This is a genomic window from Streptomyces sp. NPDC006544, assembly GCF_040611715.1.
Lineage (GTDB): Bacteria > Actinomycetota > Actinomycetes > Streptomycetales > Streptomycetaceae > Streptomyces.
In genome coordinates this window covers 1-16,484 of the sequence record NZ_JBEXOV010000050.1, presented here as the reverse complement: position 1 = coordinate 16,484, position 16,484 = coordinate 1, and the positions used below count along the sequence as shown (strand labels likewise).

The following is a 16,484-nucleotide window of genomic DNA, read 5'->3' as shown; positions in this document are numbered from 1 at the left end:
CGCGTCGCACGCGGTCCGGGCCCCGTCCGTCGCGCGTCTCAGACGTAGCGTTCCAGGATCGAGGACTCCGCCAGGCGGGACAGGCCCTCGCGCACGCTGCGCGCCCGTGCCTCGCCCACGCCGTCCACCGTCTGCAAGTCGTCCACACTGGCGGCCAGCAGCTTCTGCAGGCCGCCGAAGTGCTCCACCAGCCGCTCGATGATCGCCCCGGGCAGCCGGGGAACCTTCGCCAGCAGCCGGTAGCCCCGCGGGGACACCGCCGAGTCCAGCGTCTCCGGTGACCCCGTGTACCCCAGGGCCCTCGCCACGATCGCCAGCTCCAGCAGCTCCGGATGCGTCAGCGCGTCCAGGGCCGGCAGCGCCTCCTCCACCGTGCGCGAACGCTTCGGCGTCGGCTCCGGCACGTAGTCGCGGATGACGAGCTCCCGCTCCTGCTCGATCCCGACCGTCAGCTCGTCCAGCTGCAGCGACAGCAGTCGCCCGTCCGTGCCCAGCTCGATGACGTACTCCGCGATCTCCGTCGCGATCCGGCGGACCATCTCCAGCCGCTGCGCCACCGCCGTGACGTCGCGGACCGTCACCAGGTCCTCGATCTCCAGCGCGGAGAGCGTGCCCGCCACCTCGTCCAGGCGGAGCTTGTACCGCTCCAGCGTGGCCAGCGCCTGGTTCGCCCGCGACAGGATCGCCCCGGACTCCTCCAGGACGCGCCGCTCGCCGTCCACGTACAGCGCGATCAGCCGCATCGACTGCGACACCGACACCACCGGGAACCCGCACTGCTTCGAGACGCGGTCCGCCGTCCGGTGCCGGGTGCCCGTCTCCTCCGTGTGGATGGAGGCGTCCGGCACCAGCTGGACGCCCGCGCGCAGGATCTTGGTGATGTCCTTGTCCAGGATCAGCGCCCCGTCGAGCTTGCACAGCTCACGCAGCCGGGTCGCGGTGAACTCCACGTCCAGGACGAAGCCGCCCGTGCACATCGCCTCGACGGACTTGTCCATGCCCAGGACGATCAGCCCGCCGGTGTTGCCGCGGACGATCCGTTCCAGGCCGTCGCGCAAGGGCTGACCAGGTGCGACCGCGCTCAGCGAGGCACGCATCATGGCCTCCTGCTTGGAGCTCGCGCCCGACTTTCCGGATGCTGCTGCCCCGTCCTTGGCTGCCACTGCACTCCTCCGGTCGCGGGTTGTACCGCCTGCGTACGGCCGGGCGGACCATCCCGGAGTCTACCGGCGCGGCCCCGGCACCCGCGGTGCCTTGGCGCGCATCACTGCACGAGGACCCCGTACGGCCCCTCTGACCTGCGGTTCGTCCCGCTGGTCCCGTCCCGCTGGGCCACTCGCCTCCGCCCGGCTCCGGGGACTACCCGGCGTCCCGCTCCTTCGCCGGAGGGCGCGGGCGCCCGCGCGGCAGGACCCGCAGCGCGTCCCCCATGTCGGCGACCTCCGTCACCTTCATCCCGGCCGGCACCTTCCCCGGGTCCACCGGCACCAGCGCGTGCGTGAAGCCCAGCCGGTAGGCCTCCGCGAGCCGCCGCTGGACGCCCGTCACCCGCCGCACCTCGCCCGCGAGACCGACCTCGCCGATCGCGACCAGGTTCTTCGGGAGCGGCACGTCGCTCGCGGCCGAGGCCAGCGCGAGCGCGATCGCCAGGTCCGCGGCCGGCTCGGTGAGCTTCACGCCGCCCACGGTGGCGGAGTAGATGTCCCGCTTGCCGAGCGCCGTGATCCGGCCGCGCTGTTCGAGCACCGCCAGCATCATCGAGACGCGCGAGGTCTCCAGCCCGGACGTGGTCCGGCGCGGCGAGGGGATCTGCGAGTCCACCGTCAGCGCCTGCACCTCGGCGACCAGCGGACGCTTGCCCTCCAGCGTCACCGTCAGACAGGTGCCGGGGACCGCCTCGGCGCGTCGGGTCAGGAACAGCCCGCTCGGATCGGCCAGGCCGTTGATCCCCTCGTCGGTGAGCTCGAAGCAGCCGACCTCGTCCGTGGTCCCGTACCGGTTCTTCACGCCGCGCACCAGGCGCAGGCGCGCGTGCCGGTCGCCCTCGAAGCTCAGGACGACGTCCACCAGGTGCTCCAGCAGCCTCGGGCCGGCGATCGCCCCGTCCTTGGTGACGTGGCCGACGAGCAGCGTCGCCATCCCGCGTTCCTTCGAGGCCCGGATCAGCGCCCCGGCCACCTCACGGACCTGCGCCATGCCGCCGGGCGCGCCGTCGATCTCGGGGGAGGCGACGGTCTGTACGGAGTCCATGATCAGCAGGGAGGGCTTGACCGCGTCGAGGTGCCCGAGCACGGCGGACAGATCGGTCTCGGCCGCGAGGTACAGGTGGTCGCTGAGCGCGTTGATCCGGTCGGCCCGCAGCCGCACCTGGCTCGCCGACTCCTCGCCCGTGACGTACAGCGTGCGGTGCTCGTCGCTGGCCGCCTTAGCCGCGACGTCGAGCAGCAGCGTCGACTTGCCGACGCCCGGCTCGCCCGCGAGCAGCACGACCGCCCCGGGGACGAGTCCGCCGCCCAGCACCCGGTCCAGCTCGCCCACGCCGGTACTGCGCGCGGTCGCCGTCCGGACGTCGACCTGCGCGATCGGCACGGCGGCCGTGGTGACGCGGCCGGCCGCGGTGGTCCGCACGGCGGGCGCGCCGCCGACCTCCTCGACGGTGCCCCAGGCCTGGCACTCGGGGCAGCGGCCGAGCCACTTGGCGGTGGCGTACCCGCACTCGGTACAGCGGTAGGACGGCCGGTCCTTGGCGGATGAACGAGATGTACGGGCAGCCATGCGGCCCACCGTAGCCGCCGCCACCGACAGCGCCCCGGCCGGTGGGGGCCGGGGCGGTGCCTCCGGGGGCGTGCCGGGTCCGTGCCGGGTCCTGCCGGGTCCGTTCCGGGGCGGCGGGGGCGGACGGCGTCAGGGCCGGTGTCAGCACAAGCCCGATCTGTTCACCCGTAAGGGCTAAAACCGGGTAAGGCTTCCGGAGCATCACCGGGGTGCCGCCTACGGTCGCCGAGTGAACAGCAGCAACCAGGGAGACCCCGCTTCGCACACCGGCGCACCCCGGGCGCACGGGCGCACGCTCACCGAAGGGACCGGGGCGGAACAGCAGCAGCCCCCGTTTCGCCACGAGCCCTACCTGGACGGCCTGTTCACGTACTGCCTTTCCGTCCTGTGCGACCACGACACCGCCACTGACGTGCTCGGCGACGTCCTCGCCGTCGCCGAGCGGCATCCGGGCCGCTGCCCCGACGAGGGGGACCGCCGGGCCTGGCTGTACGCCCTCGCGCGCTGGGCCTGCCTGCGCCGCCTGGCCGAGCGGCGCCGTACGCGGCGCGGGCACGGCTACGGCCACGGCTACGCGGGCGCGCATTCCGCCCGGCGCGCACCGGAGCGGGGCGGCCGCGACCGGGTGCCCGGTCCGGCTCCGGTGCACGCCACCGGGACCGCGGCCGCCGATGTGAACGCCGCGTCGAACGCCGCGTGGCCGGCCGGAGCCCCCGCCGGCGGACTCGACGTATCGGCCTACCGCCGCACCGAGCTCGCCCGCCTCGCCTGGCCGGAGGCCGCCGGCACCACGCCCGAGCAGCGCGAGGCCCTCGAACTCGCCGTCCGCCACCGCCTCGGCGTCCCCGAACTCGCCGCCGTCCTCGGCACGCCCCCGGCCGCCGCCCGCGAGCTGCTCTCCGGCGCCGCCTGTGAGGTCGAGCGCACCCGCGCCGCCCTCGCCGTCGTGGAGACCGGCAGCTGCCCGACCGTCTCCCGGCTCACCGGCGACGACGGCGAAGGCGGCGGGGACGGGAACCTGCTGCTGTCCTCCTCCCTGCGCGCCGAGCTCGTCCGCCACGTCGACGACTGCCCGCGCTGCCGCCGCGTCGCCGAGCGCGTCGGCGCCGGGGGACCCTGGCCCGGCTCGGGAGGCATCGACACCGCCGCCACCCTCCCGCTGGTCCCCGCCCCGCGCACCGCCGTCCGCGTCGCGATGCTCCGCTCCGGCAGCGGCCGCCGGGTCCCCGGATCGGGCCCGCGCTTCAACCGCACCGGCTTCCCCATGGATCCCAAGGACCGGGTGGCGCGCCGCGACCGGCTGCGGGCCCGCGCCGTGACCACCACCGTGGTCGCCACCGTCGTGGCGGCTCCGGTGCTGGCCCTGTGGGCGGCGTACCGGGGGGCCCCGAGCACCGGGGAGTCCGTCGGCGGGGGAGCCACCCGCATCTCGGCGAGCGAGGCGGAGCTCCCGCCGCCGCGCACCGACGGCCGCCCGCTGACGGCCTACGAGAACGCGGGCAACACCGCCCCCGTCACCGACGGCCCCGACTTCGCCACCGGCGCCGCCGCCCCGGACGTCTCCGTCGAGGTCATCAGCAGCGGCGCACCGCCGTCCGCCACCCCCGGCGCTCCCGGCCGGCTGACCGCGGCCGCCTCCTCGCACGGCTCGACCACCGTGCTGACCCTCACGGCCTGGGGCGGAGCGCCGGTCTACTGGCGGCTGTGGTCCGACGGCCCGTGGCTGCGGGCCAGCCGGACCGCGGGGCGGCTCGCCCCAGGAGAATCGGTCACCCTGCGGATCGACGTGGACCCGCGGAGCCAGCCCGTCGGGGCCTGGTCGGCCCGGGTCGGCGTGGACCCGGGCGGCGCGGTGATCTCCATCCAGGGCCGCGGCCGCCCCGCGGCCACGCCCACTCCCACGCCGACCCCGACCGACCCGCCGACGCCGACCCCGCCGGCGTCACCGCCCCCCACGCCGACGCCGACCCCCACCCCGACGCCGAGCCCGACCCCCACGCCCACCCCGACACCGTCTCCGGCGCAGTCGCCCGAGCAGAGCCCGGACCCGTCGACGGGAGCGGGCTCCCCGGCCTGACCCCGAACCCCGGCCCGGGGACTAGGCGGGACGGTCCGGATCGGCCGGGTGCGGCGCCATCGGCAGCAGGGAGGACAGCCGCGCCTCGCACAGCCGCACGAGCGCCTCGTACCCCTCCTTGCCCATCAGCTCCGTCAGCTCGGCGCGGTACGACACGTAGACCGGGGAACCGGCGCCGTGGGCGGACGTGGCCGAGGTGCACCACCAGTGCAGGTCGTGGCCGCCCGGACCCCAGCCGCGCCGGTCGTACTCGCCGATCGACACCTGCAGCACGCGCGTGTCGTCGGGCCGGTCGATCCAGTCGTAGGTCCGCCGGATCGGCAGCTGCCAGCACACGTCCGGCTTCGTCTCCAACGGCTCCTTGCCCTCCCGCACGGCCAGGATGTGCAGCGAGCAGCCGGCCCCGGCCGGGAAGCCGGGACGGTTCAGGAAGATGCAGGCGCCGTCCCAGCGCCGGGTCTGCTTCTCCCCGTCGTCGTCGTGCTGCGTCCACCCGGTCTCGCTGCCGACGTCGTGGAACTGCCACAGCTCCGGCGTCAGCCGCGCCACGTGTCCGGCCACCCGCTGCTCGTCGTCCTCGTCGGAGAAGTGGGCGCCGAGCGTGCAGCAGCCGTCGTCCGCCCGGCCGGCCTGGATGCCCTGGCACCCGCTGCCGAAGATGCAGGTCCAGCGCGACGTCAGCCAGGTCAGGTCGCAGCGGAAGACCTGCTCGTCGTCGGCGGGATCGGGAAACTCCACCCACGCCCGGGGGAAGTCGAGCCCCTTCTCGTCGGCGGCCCGGGCGGCCTTCGACAGCTTCGGGGGCTTCACGGACTTCACGGGCTTCGCGGGCTTCGCGGCCTTCGGCTGCTTCCGGGGCTTCGACTCCGGCGGGCTGCCCGCCGGGCTGCCCGCCGGGCTGTCCGGGAGGCTGCCCGACCGGGACGTGGACTTGTTGGCCTTCTTCGTATGGGGCACAAACCCCAGCCTAAGCGCCCCTTACTCCACCCTCACACCTTCGGCCCAGTAGCGTTTCCCCCCATGAGACTCGGTGTCCTTGATGTGGGTTCGAACACGGTCCATCTGCTGGTGGTCGACGCACACCCCGGCGCGCGGCCGCTCCCGGCGCACTCCCACAAGGCGGAACTGCGGCTGGCGGAGCTGCTCGACGAGGACGGCGCGGTGACGCCGGAGGGAGTCGAGCGGCTGGTCTCCGTCATCGCCGCCGCGGCGCAGGCCGCCGAGGACAAGGGCTGCGAGGACGTGCTCCCCTTCGCGACCAGCGCGGTACGGGAGGCCAGGAACGCGGACGAGGTCCTCTGGCGGGTCAAGGCCGAGACGGGCATCGACCTCACCGTCCTCAGCGGTGAGGACGAGGCGCGCCTGACCTTCCTGGCGGCACGGCGCTGGTTCGGCTGGTCCGCGGGGAAGCTGCTGGTCCTGGACATCGGCGGTGGCTCGCTGGAGATCGCCTGCGGCATAGACGAGGACCCCGACGTGGCGGTCTCCCTCCCCCTCGGCGCGGGCCGCCTCACGGCGGGCTGGCTGCCGGGCGACCCGCCGGACCCGGCGGACATCCGCACCCTGCGGCGCCACGTGCGGGCGCAGATCGCCCGGAAGGTCGGCGAGTTCAACCGCTTCGGGACCCCGGACCGGGTGGTCGCCACCTCCAAGACCTTCAAGCAGCTGGCCCGGATCGCGGGCGCGGCCCGCTCCGCCGACGGCCTGTACGTCCAGCGGGACCTGACCCGCAAGTCCCTGGAGGAGTGGGTCCCGCGGCTGGCGGCGATGACCACGGCCCAGCGGGCCGCGCTCCCCGGCGTCTCCGACGGCCGCTCGAACCAGATCCTCGCGGGGGCGCTCGTCGCGGAGGGCGCGATGGACCTCCTCGGCGTCGAGTCCCTGGAAATCTGCCCGTGGGCCCTGCGCGAGGGCGTCATCCTCCGCCGGCTCGACCACCTCCCGACGTGACCGGCTCCGGGGGAGGGACGCCCCGGAGGTTGTCCGCCCCGTAACCTGTCCCCGTGGCACAACCAGTCCGGATCCCGACCGCGAAGGTCGCCCTCTCCACCGCCTCCGTCTATCCGGAGTCGACGGCGACCGCTTTCGAGATCGCCGGGCGCCTCGGCTACGACGGCGTCGAGGTCATGGTCTGGACGGACCCGGTGAGCCAGGACGTCGACGCGTTGCGCCGGCTCTCCGACCACCACAGGGTCCCGATCCTGGCCGTCCACGCCCCCTGCCTCCTGATCACGCAGCGCGTCTGGTCCACCGACCCGTGGACCAAGCTCCAGCGCGCCCAGGCCGCGGCGACCCGGCTCGGCGCGAGCACGGTCGTCGTCCACCCGCCCTTCCGCTGGCAGCGCCAGTACTCCCGGGACTTCGTCTCCGGCATCTGGCGGATGGCGCAGGAGACCGACGTCCGCTTCGCCGTCGAGAACATGTACCCCTGGCGCTACCGCGACCGCGAGATGCTCGCGTACGCGCCCGAGTGGGACGTCACCAAGGACGACTACCGCCACTTCACGGTCGACCTCTCCCACACCGCGACCGCCCGGACCGACGCGATGGCGATGATCGACCGGATGGGCGACCGGCTCGCGCACGTCCACCTCGCCGACGGAAACGGGTCCGCCAAGGACGAGCACCTCGTCCCCGGCCGCGGCAGCCAGCCCTGCGCCGAGCTGCTGGAGCGCCTCGCCGCGACCTCCTTCGACGGTCACGTCGTCATAGAGGTCAACACCCGCCGCGCGATGTCCTCCGCGGAGCGCGAGGCCGACCTCGCCGAGGCCCTGGCCTTCACCCGCCTCCACCTCGCCGCCTCGCCCACGGACACCGCACCCACCCGGCCCACGCCCCCCGCCTCGCCCGCGGCCCGCCCGTGACGGCCCCCGCCGAGCGCCCCCGCCGCGGGCCCGGCCGCCCCCGCCAGGACGAGGCCGACGACGGCCCCGGCACCCAGGAGCGGATCCGGCTCGCCGCCCGCTCCGAGTTCGCGGCGCGCGGCTACGACAAGACCTCCGTGCGCGGGATCGCCAAGGCCGCCGGCGTGGACCCGGCCCTGGTGCACCACTACTTCGGCAGCAAGGACGACCTCTTCGCCGCCGCGATCGAGCTCTCCATGGAGCCCGCCCTCGTCGTCCCGCAGATCATCGGCTCCGGCCCGGACGGCATCGGCGAACGCCTCGCCCGCTACTTCCTGGGCATCTGGGAGAACCCGGCCAGCCGCGCCCCGCTCCTCGCCGTCATCCGCTCCGCCCTCACCCACGAGGCCGCGGCCGCCGTCCTGCGCCGGCTGATCCTGCGCCGCGTCCTGGAACGGGTCGCCGCCGACCTGAACGTCCCCGACCCCACCTTCCGCGCGGAGCTCGCCGCCTCGCACATGATCGGCATCGCGGTCCTGCGGTACGTGGTCCAGGTCGAGCCCCTGGCGTCCGCCGATCCGGAGAAGATCATCGCCCTGGTGGCCCCCACCCTCCAGCGCTACCTGACCGAGGAGTGACCCGGCGGGTACGGGGGAACGGCCCGAAGGGCGGTCCGGGGACGGCCGGGGGCGACCGGAGCGGAACCGCACAGGACCGGGCTCGACCGGGGATGACCGGCGATGACCGCGGCCGTGACCGAGGGCTGATCACCCCGTCCCGCCATCCGGACGGGGCGTCCGCATCGCGGGCGAGGGGCGTAGCCTCGTAACCGAGCCATATCCACAGCGCGGCGGGCCTCGTGGCGCCGCCGCACTCATGGGGAGTGAACCCGATGCCCGAGCTGAGGTCCCGCACCGTCACCCACGGCCGCAACATGGCAGGCGCACGTGCGCTGATGCGCGCCTCGGGCGTAGCGAGTGCGGACATCGGGAAGCCGATCATCGCGGTCGCCAACTCCTTCACGGAGTTCGTCCCCGGCCACACCCACCTGGCCCCGGTCGGCCGCATCGTCTCCGAAGCCATCCTCGCCGCCGGCGCCGTCCCCCGCGAGTTCAACACGATCGCGGTCGACGACGGCATCGCCATGGGCCACGGCGGCATGCTGTACTCCCTGCCCTCCCGCGACCTGATCGCGGACTCGGTCGAGTACATGGTCGAGGCCCACTGCGCCGACGCCCTGATCTGCATCTCCAACTGCGACAAGATCACCCCCGGCATGCTGATGGCCGCCATGCGCCTCAACATCCCGGTCGTCTTCGTCTCCGGCGGCCCGATGGAGGCCGGCCAGGCCACCCTCGTCGACGGCACCGTCCGCAAGCTCGACCTGATCGACGCCATGGTCGACGCCTCCAACGAGAACGTGTCCGACGAGGACGTGCTCCGCATCGAGGAGAACGCCTGTCCCACCTGCGGTTCGTGTTCGGGCATGTTCACCGCCAACTCGATGAACTGCCTCGCCGAGGCCATCGGCCTCGCCCTCCCCGGCAACGGCTCGGTCCTCGCGACGCACACCGCCCGCCGCGCCCTGTACGAGGACGCCGGCCGCACGATCGTCGAGATCACCAGGCGCCACTACGAGCAGGACGACCACTCCGTCCTCCCGCGCTCGATCGCGACCCGCGAGGCCTTCGAGAACGCCATGGCGCTCGACATCGCCATGGGCGGCTCCACGAACACGATCCTCCACCTCCTCGCCGCCGCGCAGGAGGCCGGACTCGACTACGACCTCACGGACATCGACGAGGTCTCCCGCCGGGTCCCGTGCCTGTCGAAGGTCGCGCCGAACGTCGCGCCCGGAGGTACGTACTACATGGAGGACATCCACCGGGCCGGCGGCATCCCCGCCATCCTCGGCGAGCTGCACCGCGGCGGGCTCCTCAACAAGAACGTCACCAGCGTCCACTCCGACGGCCTGGAGGACTGGCTCGCCAAGTGGGACGCCCGCTCCGGCACGGCCTCGGAGGAGGCCATGGAGCTGTGGCACGCGGCCCCCGGCTGCCAGCGCTCCGCCTCCGCCTTCTCCCAGTCCGAGCGCTGGAGCTCCCTCGACCTCGACGCCGAGGGCGGCTGCATCCGCTCCGTCCAGCACGCGTACTCCAAGGACGGCGGCCTCGCCGTCCTGCGCGGCAACATCGCGGTCGACGGCTGCGTCGTGAAGACCGCCGGCGTCGACGAGTCGATCTGGACCTTCGAGGGCCCGGCCGTCGTCTGCGAATCGCAGGACGAGGCCGTCGACAAGATCCTCCGCAAGGAGATCAAGGCGGGCGACGTCGTCGTCATCCGCTACGAGGGCCCGCGCGGCGGTCCCGGCATGCAGGAGATGCTCTACCCGACGTCCTTCCTCAAGGGCCGCGGCCTCGGCAAGGTCTGCGCCCTCGTCACCGACGGCCGCTTCTCCGGCGGCACGTCCGGCCTCTCCATCGGCCACGCCTCCCCGGAGGCGGCCTCGGGCGGCACGATCGCGCTGGTCGAGGACGGCGACCGGATCCGGATCGACATCCCCAGCCGCTCGATCGAACTGCTGGTCTCCGACGAGGAACTCGCGGCCCGCCGCGAGGCCCTGGGCGGCGTCTACGCCCCGAAGAACCGCGAGCGCAAGGTCTCGGCGGCCCTGCGCGCCTACGCGGCGATGGCGACGAGCGCCGACAAGGGCGCGGTCCGCGACGTCTCCCTGCTGGAGCGCTGACCCACCCCGGTTCCTCCCGCCGCCCGGGCCGCGTCACGGTCCCGGGCCCGGGGACCCGGACCCTGCCGGCCCCGCCCGACCCCGTCGGGCGGGGCCGGCCCCGTGTCACCACCCGGCGGGATCCCCGGCCGCCACCGCGAAGACCGTCCCGTCGGGCGCGGAGGCGTACACCCGCCCGCCCCCGACCGAGGGTGCGGGCAGCGTCGCGGCGAAGGTGTCCTTCCCGGCCCCGATCCGAGGCTTCGTCTGTCCCAGCAGGCGCCCGGCGCCCGCGTCGACGGCGATCAGCCGCCCGTCCGACGCGCTCAGGTAGACCCGACCGTCGGCGAACACGGGCCGGGAGGCCAGGGCCACGCCCGTCTCCAGACGCCACGCCTCCCGCGTGGCGTCCACCGCCACGAGCGCGCCGGTGGCCCCGAACACGTACACGACCCCGTCCGGCCCCACGGCCGCCTGCGTCTCGTACAGCGGCGAGCCGAGCTGGACCCTCCGGACGGCCCGGGTGGCGAGGTCGACCCGCACGACCGCCCCGGTCCTGGCCTGTACGTCGTTGTCCAGCAGGTACATCCCGCCGCCCGCCGCACCCACCGGGTGCAGCAGTCCCGGCGACCGGAGCTGCCAGCGCGGCGCCCCGTTCTGCGGGTCCACCGCCGAGAGCTGCGTGCTCCGGCCGTCCTTGTCGGGCGTGGCCACGTACAGCGAGGGGGGCCCGCCCGCCTCCTGGGCGCCGCTCCACCACACGGAACCGACCCCGCCGATCCGCTTCGACCAGCGCTGGGCCCCCGTCGCGGAATCCAGCGCGACGACCGTGCCGTCCACCGCGGCGATCAGTACGCGGCCGCCCGCGGGCAGGGCGTGCGCGCCGCTCGGCAGGGCCCGGTTCCACCGCTCCGCGCCCGTCGCCGGATCCAGCGCCCGGAGCAGTTCGCTGCCCGGGGCCACCGCGAGCACCACCCCGTCCCCGGGCAGGGGCGCGCTGTCGGAGGCGGGCCGGGAGTCCGGCGCGGTCGCCCGTACGGACCACGCCGTCGACCCGTCGGCGGGGTCGAGCCGTACCGCGGCCGACTCAGGCCCCGAGCAGTACAGGGCCGGGGCCTGCCAGGAGCAGGCCGCGCCGCGCTCGCCCAGCCGCACCGACCACGGCGGGGACGGCTGCCCGGCGGGAGCCCGCGGAGCGGCGAGCTGCTCGGAAGCGGTGTCCCCGCTACCGGACGGCGCGTCGGGCGACATCCACAGGTAGCCGCCCAGGGAGCCGCCGGCCAGCAGCAGTGCGAGCCCCGCCGCGACGGCCGGCATCCTTCGCCGCCCGCGCACGGTCGACGTGCCCGTGCCCGTGCCCGTGCGCGCGCCCGCCGCCGCCTCCGCGTCCGTTCCGGCCTCCGCACCCACCGCCGGCGAGGTCCCCCGCAGCCGTCCCCGGCCGCGTCCCGGTCCCGGAAGGGCGATCCGGTCCCGCCGGTGCGTGGTCTGCTCGTCGGCCACCGGCTCCCGCGGCCGCGGAATGAAGGCCTGGGTGTCCTCGTCCGTCGGGTACGCCACCGCCCGCAGCTGCCCGATCAGCTCGTCCGCGCTCGGCCGCTCGGCCGGGTCCTTGGCCAGGCACCGCGCGACGAGCGGGACCAGCCGCCGCGGCACCCCGGTCAGGTCCGGCTCGCTGTGCACCACCTGGTACGCCACGAGGTAGTGGCTGTCGGAGTCGAAGGGCCCCCGCCCGGTCGCCGCGTGCACCAGCACCGCCCCGAGGGCGAACACGTCGGCCGCGGTCCCCACCTCCCGGGGCCGCTGGAACTGTTCCGGGGCCATGAAGGGCGGCGTCCCGATCAGCTTCCCGGTCTCGGTCCGCAGGTCGCTGTCGGCGGGCCGCGAGATCCCGAAGTCGATGACCCGTACCCCGTCCGGGGCCATCAGCACGTTGCTGGGCTTCAGGTCCCGGTGCACGACCCCGGCCCGGTGGATGTCCCGCAGGGCCTCCGCGAGTCCGGCGGCGAGCCGGGCCAGCTCCCGGGACTCGAGCACGCGCTCCCGTACCCGCTCGGCGAGCGTGGGGGCGTCGATGAACAGCGTGGCCATCCAGGGCCGCTCGGCATCGGGGTCCGCGTCCACGACGGGCGCGGTGAACGCTCCGCTCACCCGCCGGGCGGCCGTGACCTCCTGGCGGAAGCGGGCCCGGAACTCGGGATCCACCGCGTGCTCGGCGTGGACGATCTTGACGGCGAGTTTCAGCCCCGACCCGGAGGTGGCCAGGTGGACGACACCCATGCCGCCGGAACCGAGCACGGATTCGAGCCGGTACTGCCCGGCATACTCCGGAAACCCCGCGTAGTCCGCGCGCAGCGAATGCACCGGTCACCACCCCCGCCGGAGCCTAGTCGATGGCCCTGGCGAAACTCCAAGGTCCTGCTACCCTGCGCGAGTTGCGCAGTGCAACGACCAAGGGGGAGATTTCGCATGTCCGTTGAGAGTGATTCCAGCCAAGTCCAGAGCCTCGCGTCGGGGTCGGGATTCCCGCAGTTTCCGGTCGCGCCCGGCTACCGCGTGAACGTCCGCAGCGGACCCGGCACCAATTACTCGGTCACCCGGGTCCTGCCGCTCGGCGCCTACGTCTCGATCCGCTGCCAGTGCGAGGGGACGAACGTCTCCGGGCCGTACGGCACGTCGGACATCTGGGATTGCGTCGGCAACGGCGAGTTCGTCGCCGACGCGTACGTGAAGACGGGCAGCGACGGCTACGTCGCCACCCACTGCGCCTGACGCCCATCCGGACGATCCGGGCGTTCTGACCCGTGAGACACCCCGGGCCCGTTCCGGCCGGCGGGGGATAATCGCTGGTGTGAGCGACGACCAGCGAGACCAGACCCCCGCCGAGCCGGCCGCCGAGGCCCCGGCCCAGGCGCCCGCACCCACCGGCCCGCAGCCCGAGCCGATCCGGTTCTTCGGAACCACCTGGGTGCACCACGACGGCGGCTACGCCCTGCGCCGCGCCGGCATGGCCCTCGCCGCCCTGCTCGCCGCCGTCGCCGGCGCCTACCTGCTCCGCTTCTCCTACGAGGGCCTGGAGATCGGGAACGTCGGCGCGTTCCTCAGCATCTCGGTCGTCGTCCTCTTCGCGATCGCCAGTTCCATCGCCTTCGCCAAGACCTGGGACTCCTTCAGCCGCCGCGCGGCCCCCTCCTCCGACGAGGCCGCCCTCAAGGGCCTCAAGGCGATCGGTTTCATCGGCAGCCTCATCGCGTACTTCATGCGCTGCTTCGTCGAGGCTCCCGGCGAGAGGCTGCGCCGCGCCGAGTACGAGCGCGCCGCGGCCGAATTCGCCCGCCGCCGCAGTTCCCGTACGGGCAACCCGGCCACCCGCCGCCCCAAGCGCAAGAAGTAGCCCGGCCGCGCGCCCCGAAGCTTGCGCGCGGGCACACCCGGGAGCATTATTCATCACATGATGAATAACCAAGGGGCCGCCGCCGTCCACGCCCGCGACCTCACCGTGCGCCGCGGCACCGGCCGCAGCCCCCGCACCGTCCTCGACGCCCTCGCCTTCGACGTCCCCCGGGGCCGCATCACCGGCCTCCTCGGCCCCTCCGGCTGCGGAAAGTCCACCCTCATGCGCGCCGTCGTCGGGACCCAGGCCCACGTCACCGGCACCCTCGACGTCCTCGGCCGCCCCGCCGGGCACCCCGAACTCCGCTCCCGCCTCGGCTACGTCACCCAGGCGCCCTCCGTCTACGACGACCTCACGGTCCGGCAGAACCTCGACTACTTCGCCGCCGTCCTCGACCCCGGCCGGGCCGCCGCGGACCGCCGCCACGCGACCGTCACCCGGGCCATCACCGACGTCGACCTCACCTCCCGCGCCACCGCCCTCGCCGGGAACCTCTCCGGCGGCCAGCGCAGCAGGGTCTCCCTCGCGGTCGCCCTCCTCGGCAGCCCCGAGCTCCTCGTCCTCGACGAGCCGACCGTCGGCCTCGACCCCGTCCTGCGCCGCGACCTGTGGAACCTCTTCCACGACATCGCCGCCACCCGCGGGTCCACGCTCCTCGTCTCCTCCCACGTCATGGACGAAGCCGAGCGCTGCCACGACCTGCTCCTCATGCGAGAAGGCCGCCTCCTCGCACAGGACACCCCCGACGCCCTGCGCACCCGTACGAACGCCGACAGCGTCGAAGAGGGCTTCCTGCGCCTCGTCGACGAAGCCGCCGCCGCCGCGCACGCCGACGCCGCCGCCGGCGCCCGCACCGACACCGCCCAGGGGAGCACCCGATGACCCTCGCCCGCACCACCGCGACCGCCGCCCGCGTCCTGCGCCAGCTGCGCCACGACCCGCGCTCCATCGCCCTGATGCTGCTGGTCCCCCTCCTGATGCTGATCCTGCTGCGCTACGTGTTCGACGGCAGCCCGCGGACCTTCGACAGCATCGGCGCCAGCCTCCTCGGCATCTTCCCGCTGATCACGATGTTCCTGGTCACCTCCATCGCCACCCTGCGCGAGCGCACCTCCGGGACCCTGGAACGCCTCCTGGCCATGCCGCTCGGCAAGGGCGACCTCATCGGCGGCTACGCCCTCGCCTTCGGCGCCGTGGCCGTCGTCCAGTCCCTGCTCGCCACCGGCGTGGCCCTGTGGGTCCTCGGCCTCGACGTCGTCGGCTCCCCGTGGCTGCTGCTGCTCGTCGCCCTGCTCGACGCGCTCCTCGGCACGGCGCTGGGCCTCTTCGTCTCCGCCTTCGCGGCGTCCGAGTTCCAGGCCGTCCAGTTCATGCCGGCCGTGATCTTCCCCCAGCTCCTGCTCTGCGGACTCTTCGCGGCGCGCTCCACCATGCAGCCCGTCCTGGAGGGGATCTCCGACGTCCTTCCCATGTCCTACGCCGTCGACGGCATGACCCAGGTCCTCACCCACACCGACATGACCGCCGACTTCGTCCGCGACGCCGTCGTCGTCGCGGGCTGCGCCCTCCTCGTCCTCGCCCTCGGCGCCGCCACCCTCCGCCGCCGCACTCCCTGACCGGCCCCGCGACCGGACCGTGGACACCGCCCCGCCGTTCGCCGCACGGGTGCGAGGATGACCACGCGGACACCGCACACGCGGCGCGCGTACACGCACCAACAGTTCGGCGAGGTGAATCGGGCATGACCCAGACAGTCGCAGTCCTCGGTACCGGCAAGATCGGCGAGGCGCTGCTCAGCGGAATGATCCGCGGCGGCTGGCCCGCCTCGAAGCTCCTCGTCACCGCCCGCCGCCCGGAGCGCGCCGCAGAACTCGTCGCCCGCTACGGGGTCGAGGCCGTCTCCAACGCCGAGGCCGCCAAGCGCGCCGACACCCTCATCCTCACGGTGAAGCCGCAGGACATGGGCAAGCTCCTCGACGAGCTCGCCCCGCACGTCCCCGCCGACCGCCTGGTCATCAGCGGCGCGGCCGGCGTCCCGACCTCGTTCTTCGAGGAGCGGCTCACCGCCGGCACCCCCGTCGTCCGCGTCATGACGAACACCCCGGCCCTCGTCGACGAGGCCATGTCCGTCATCTCGGCCGGCAGCCACGCCACCGCCGCACACCTCCTGCACACCGAGGAGGTCTTCGGCAGCGTCGGCAAGACCCTGCGCGTCCCCGAGTCGCAGCAGGACGCGGCGACCGCCCTGTCCGGCTCGGGCCCCGCCTACTTCTACTTCCTCGTCGAGGCCATGACCGACGCGGGCATCCTCCTCGGCCTGCCCCGCGCCCAGGCCCACGACCTGATCGTCCAGGCCGCCATCGGCGCCGCCGTCATGCTCCGCGACAGCGGCGAGCACCCGGTCAAGCTCCGCGAGGCCGTCACCTCCCCGGCCGGCACCACCATCAACGCGATCGTGGAGCTGGAGAAGCACGGCGTACGGGCGGCCCTGATCGCGGCCCTCGAAGCGGCACGCGACCGCAGCCGCGAACTCGCCTCCGGCAACAGCTGACGGCCGCATCCCGGCACGGGCGCCGGTACGGGGGCTGCGCGCGCAGCCCCCCGAACCGCCCCCCCCCCCCGGCCCCCAAGGGGGGGGGCCCCCCCTGGGCCCCGAAGCCCGGTGGAAGA

At 74.2% G+C, this 16,484-nt stretch carries 14 protein-coding genes; 10 read left to right on the top strand and 4 right to left on the bottom strand.

Annotated features, from left to right (window positions below; all coding sequences use genetic code 11):
• Positions 1–38 precede the first annotated feature (38 nt).
• Together disA and radA are read right to left on the bottom strand one after the other, a co-directional pair.
• Positions 39–1,163 (bottom strand): DNA integrity scanning diadenylate cyclase DisA, encoded by a 1,125-nt coding sequence (gene disA, locus ABZY44_RS22545; RefSeq protein ID WP_356656537.1) that lies wholly within the window; start codon positions 1,161–1,163, stop codon positions 39–41.
• A gap of 196 nt (positions 1,164–1,359) precedes the next feature.
• Entirely contained in the window at positions 1,360–2,775 is a 1,416-nt protein-coding gene (radA, locus tag ABZY44_RS22540; RefSeq protein ID WP_356656535.1) for a DNA repair protein RadA, read from the bottom strand.
• A gap of 229 nt (positions 2,776–3,004) precedes the next feature.
• On the opposite strand from radA, the gene ABZY44_RS22535 reads away from it, so the two are divergent.
• On the top strand, positions 3,005–4,852 hold the full coding sequence (locus ABZY44_RS22535; RefSeq protein ID WP_356656533.1) for a hypothetical protein: 1,848 nt from the start codon (positions 3,005–3,007) through the stop codon (positions 4,850–4,852).
• A gap of 21 nt (positions 4,853–4,873) precedes the next feature.
• Here the strand turns inward: ABZY44_RS22535 and ABZY44_RS22530 are convergent, their stop codons facing one another.
• Positions 4,874–5,671, bottom strand: coding sequence for a hypothetical protein (locus ABZY44_RS22530; protein WP_356656615.1), 798 nt, complete (start codon positions 5,669–5,671; stop codon positions 4,874–4,876).
• A gap of 201 nt (positions 5,672–5,872) precedes the next feature.
• On the opposite strand from ABZY44_RS22530, the gene ABZY44_RS22525 reads away from it, so the two are divergent.
• The 4 genes from ABZY44_RS22525 to ilvD all read left to right on the top strand — a co-directional run bounded on the left by ABZY44_RS22525 (position 5,873) and on the right by ilvD (position 10,441).
• Entirely contained in the window at positions 5,873–6,802 is a 930-nt protein-coding gene (locus ABZY44_RS22525) for a Ppx/GppA phosphatase family protein (protein WP_356656531.1), read from the top strand.
• Positions 6,803–6,855: 53 nt separating this feature from the next.
• The gene (locus ABZY44_RS22520) at positions 6,856–7,716 is read left to right on the top strand and encodes a sugar phosphate isomerase/epimerase (RefSeq protein ID WP_356656529.1); all 861 of its coding nucleotides are present in this window, start codon (positions 6,856–6,858) and stop codon (positions 7,714–7,716) included.
• Entirely contained in the window at positions 7,713–8,333 is a 621-nt protein-coding gene (locus ABZY44_RS22515) for a TetR family transcriptional regulator (protein ID WP_356656527.1), read from the top strand. Before ABZY44_RS22520 ends, ABZY44_RS22515 begins: the two co-directional genes overlap by 4 nt.
• Positions 8,334–8,587: 254 nt before the next feature.
• Positions 8,588–10,441: a dihydroxy-acid dehydratase gene (gene ilvD, locus ABZY44_RS22510; protein WP_356656525.1), complete on the top strand. Its 1,854-nt coding sequence runs from the start codon at positions 8,588–8,590 to the stop codon at positions 10,439–10,441.
• Between the two features lie 105 nt (positions 10,442–10,546).
• Here ilvD and ABZY44_RS22505 read toward each other — a convergent pair whose 3' ends face one another.
• Positions 10,547–12,784 carry a serine/threonine-protein kinase gene (locus ABZY44_RS22505; RefSeq protein ID WP_356656523.1) on the bottom strand — a complete coding sequence of 746 codons (2,238 nt, stop codon included), beginning with the start codon at positions 12,782–12,784 and terminating at the stop codon, positions 10,547–10,549.
• A 105-nt stretch (positions 12,785–12,889) separates the two neighbouring features.
• On the opposite strand from ABZY44_RS22505, the gene ABZY44_RS22500 reads away from it, so the two are divergent.
• From ABZY44_RS22500 to proC, 5 genes are all read left to right on the top strand, one after another.
• The gene (locus ABZY44_RS22500) at positions 12,890–13,192 is read left to right on the top strand and encodes a peptidase (RefSeq protein ID WP_356656521.1); all 303 of its coding nucleotides are present in this window, start codon (positions 12,890–12,892) and stop codon (positions 13,190–13,192) included.
• Between the two features lie 79 nt (positions 13,193–13,271).
• Positions 13,272–13,814, top strand: coding sequence for a hypothetical protein (locus ABZY44_RS22495; RefSeq protein WP_356656519.1), 543 nt, complete (start codon positions 13,272–13,274; stop codon positions 13,812–13,814).
• Between the two features lie 57 nt (positions 13,815–13,871).
• A complete protein-coding gene (locus ABZY44_RS22490) occupies positions 13,872–14,696 on the top strand; it encodes an ABC transporter ATP-binding protein (protein WP_356656517.1) in 825 nt (274 codons plus the stop codon).
• Entirely contained in the window at positions 14,693–15,430 is a 738-nt protein-coding gene (locus ABZY44_RS22485; RefSeq protein WP_356656515.1) for an ABC transporter permease, read from the top strand. The genes ABZY44_RS22490 and ABZY44_RS22485 overlap by 4 nt, the downstream gene beginning before the upstream one ends.
• A 125-nt stretch (positions 15,431–15,555) precedes the next feature.
• Positions 15,556–16,365, top strand: a complete 810-nt coding sequence (proC, locus tag ABZY44_RS22480; protein WP_356656513.1) for a pyrroline-5-carboxylate reductase — start codon at positions 15,556–15,558, stop codon at positions 16,363–16,365.
• Positions 16,366–16,484: the final 119 nt, after the last annotated feature.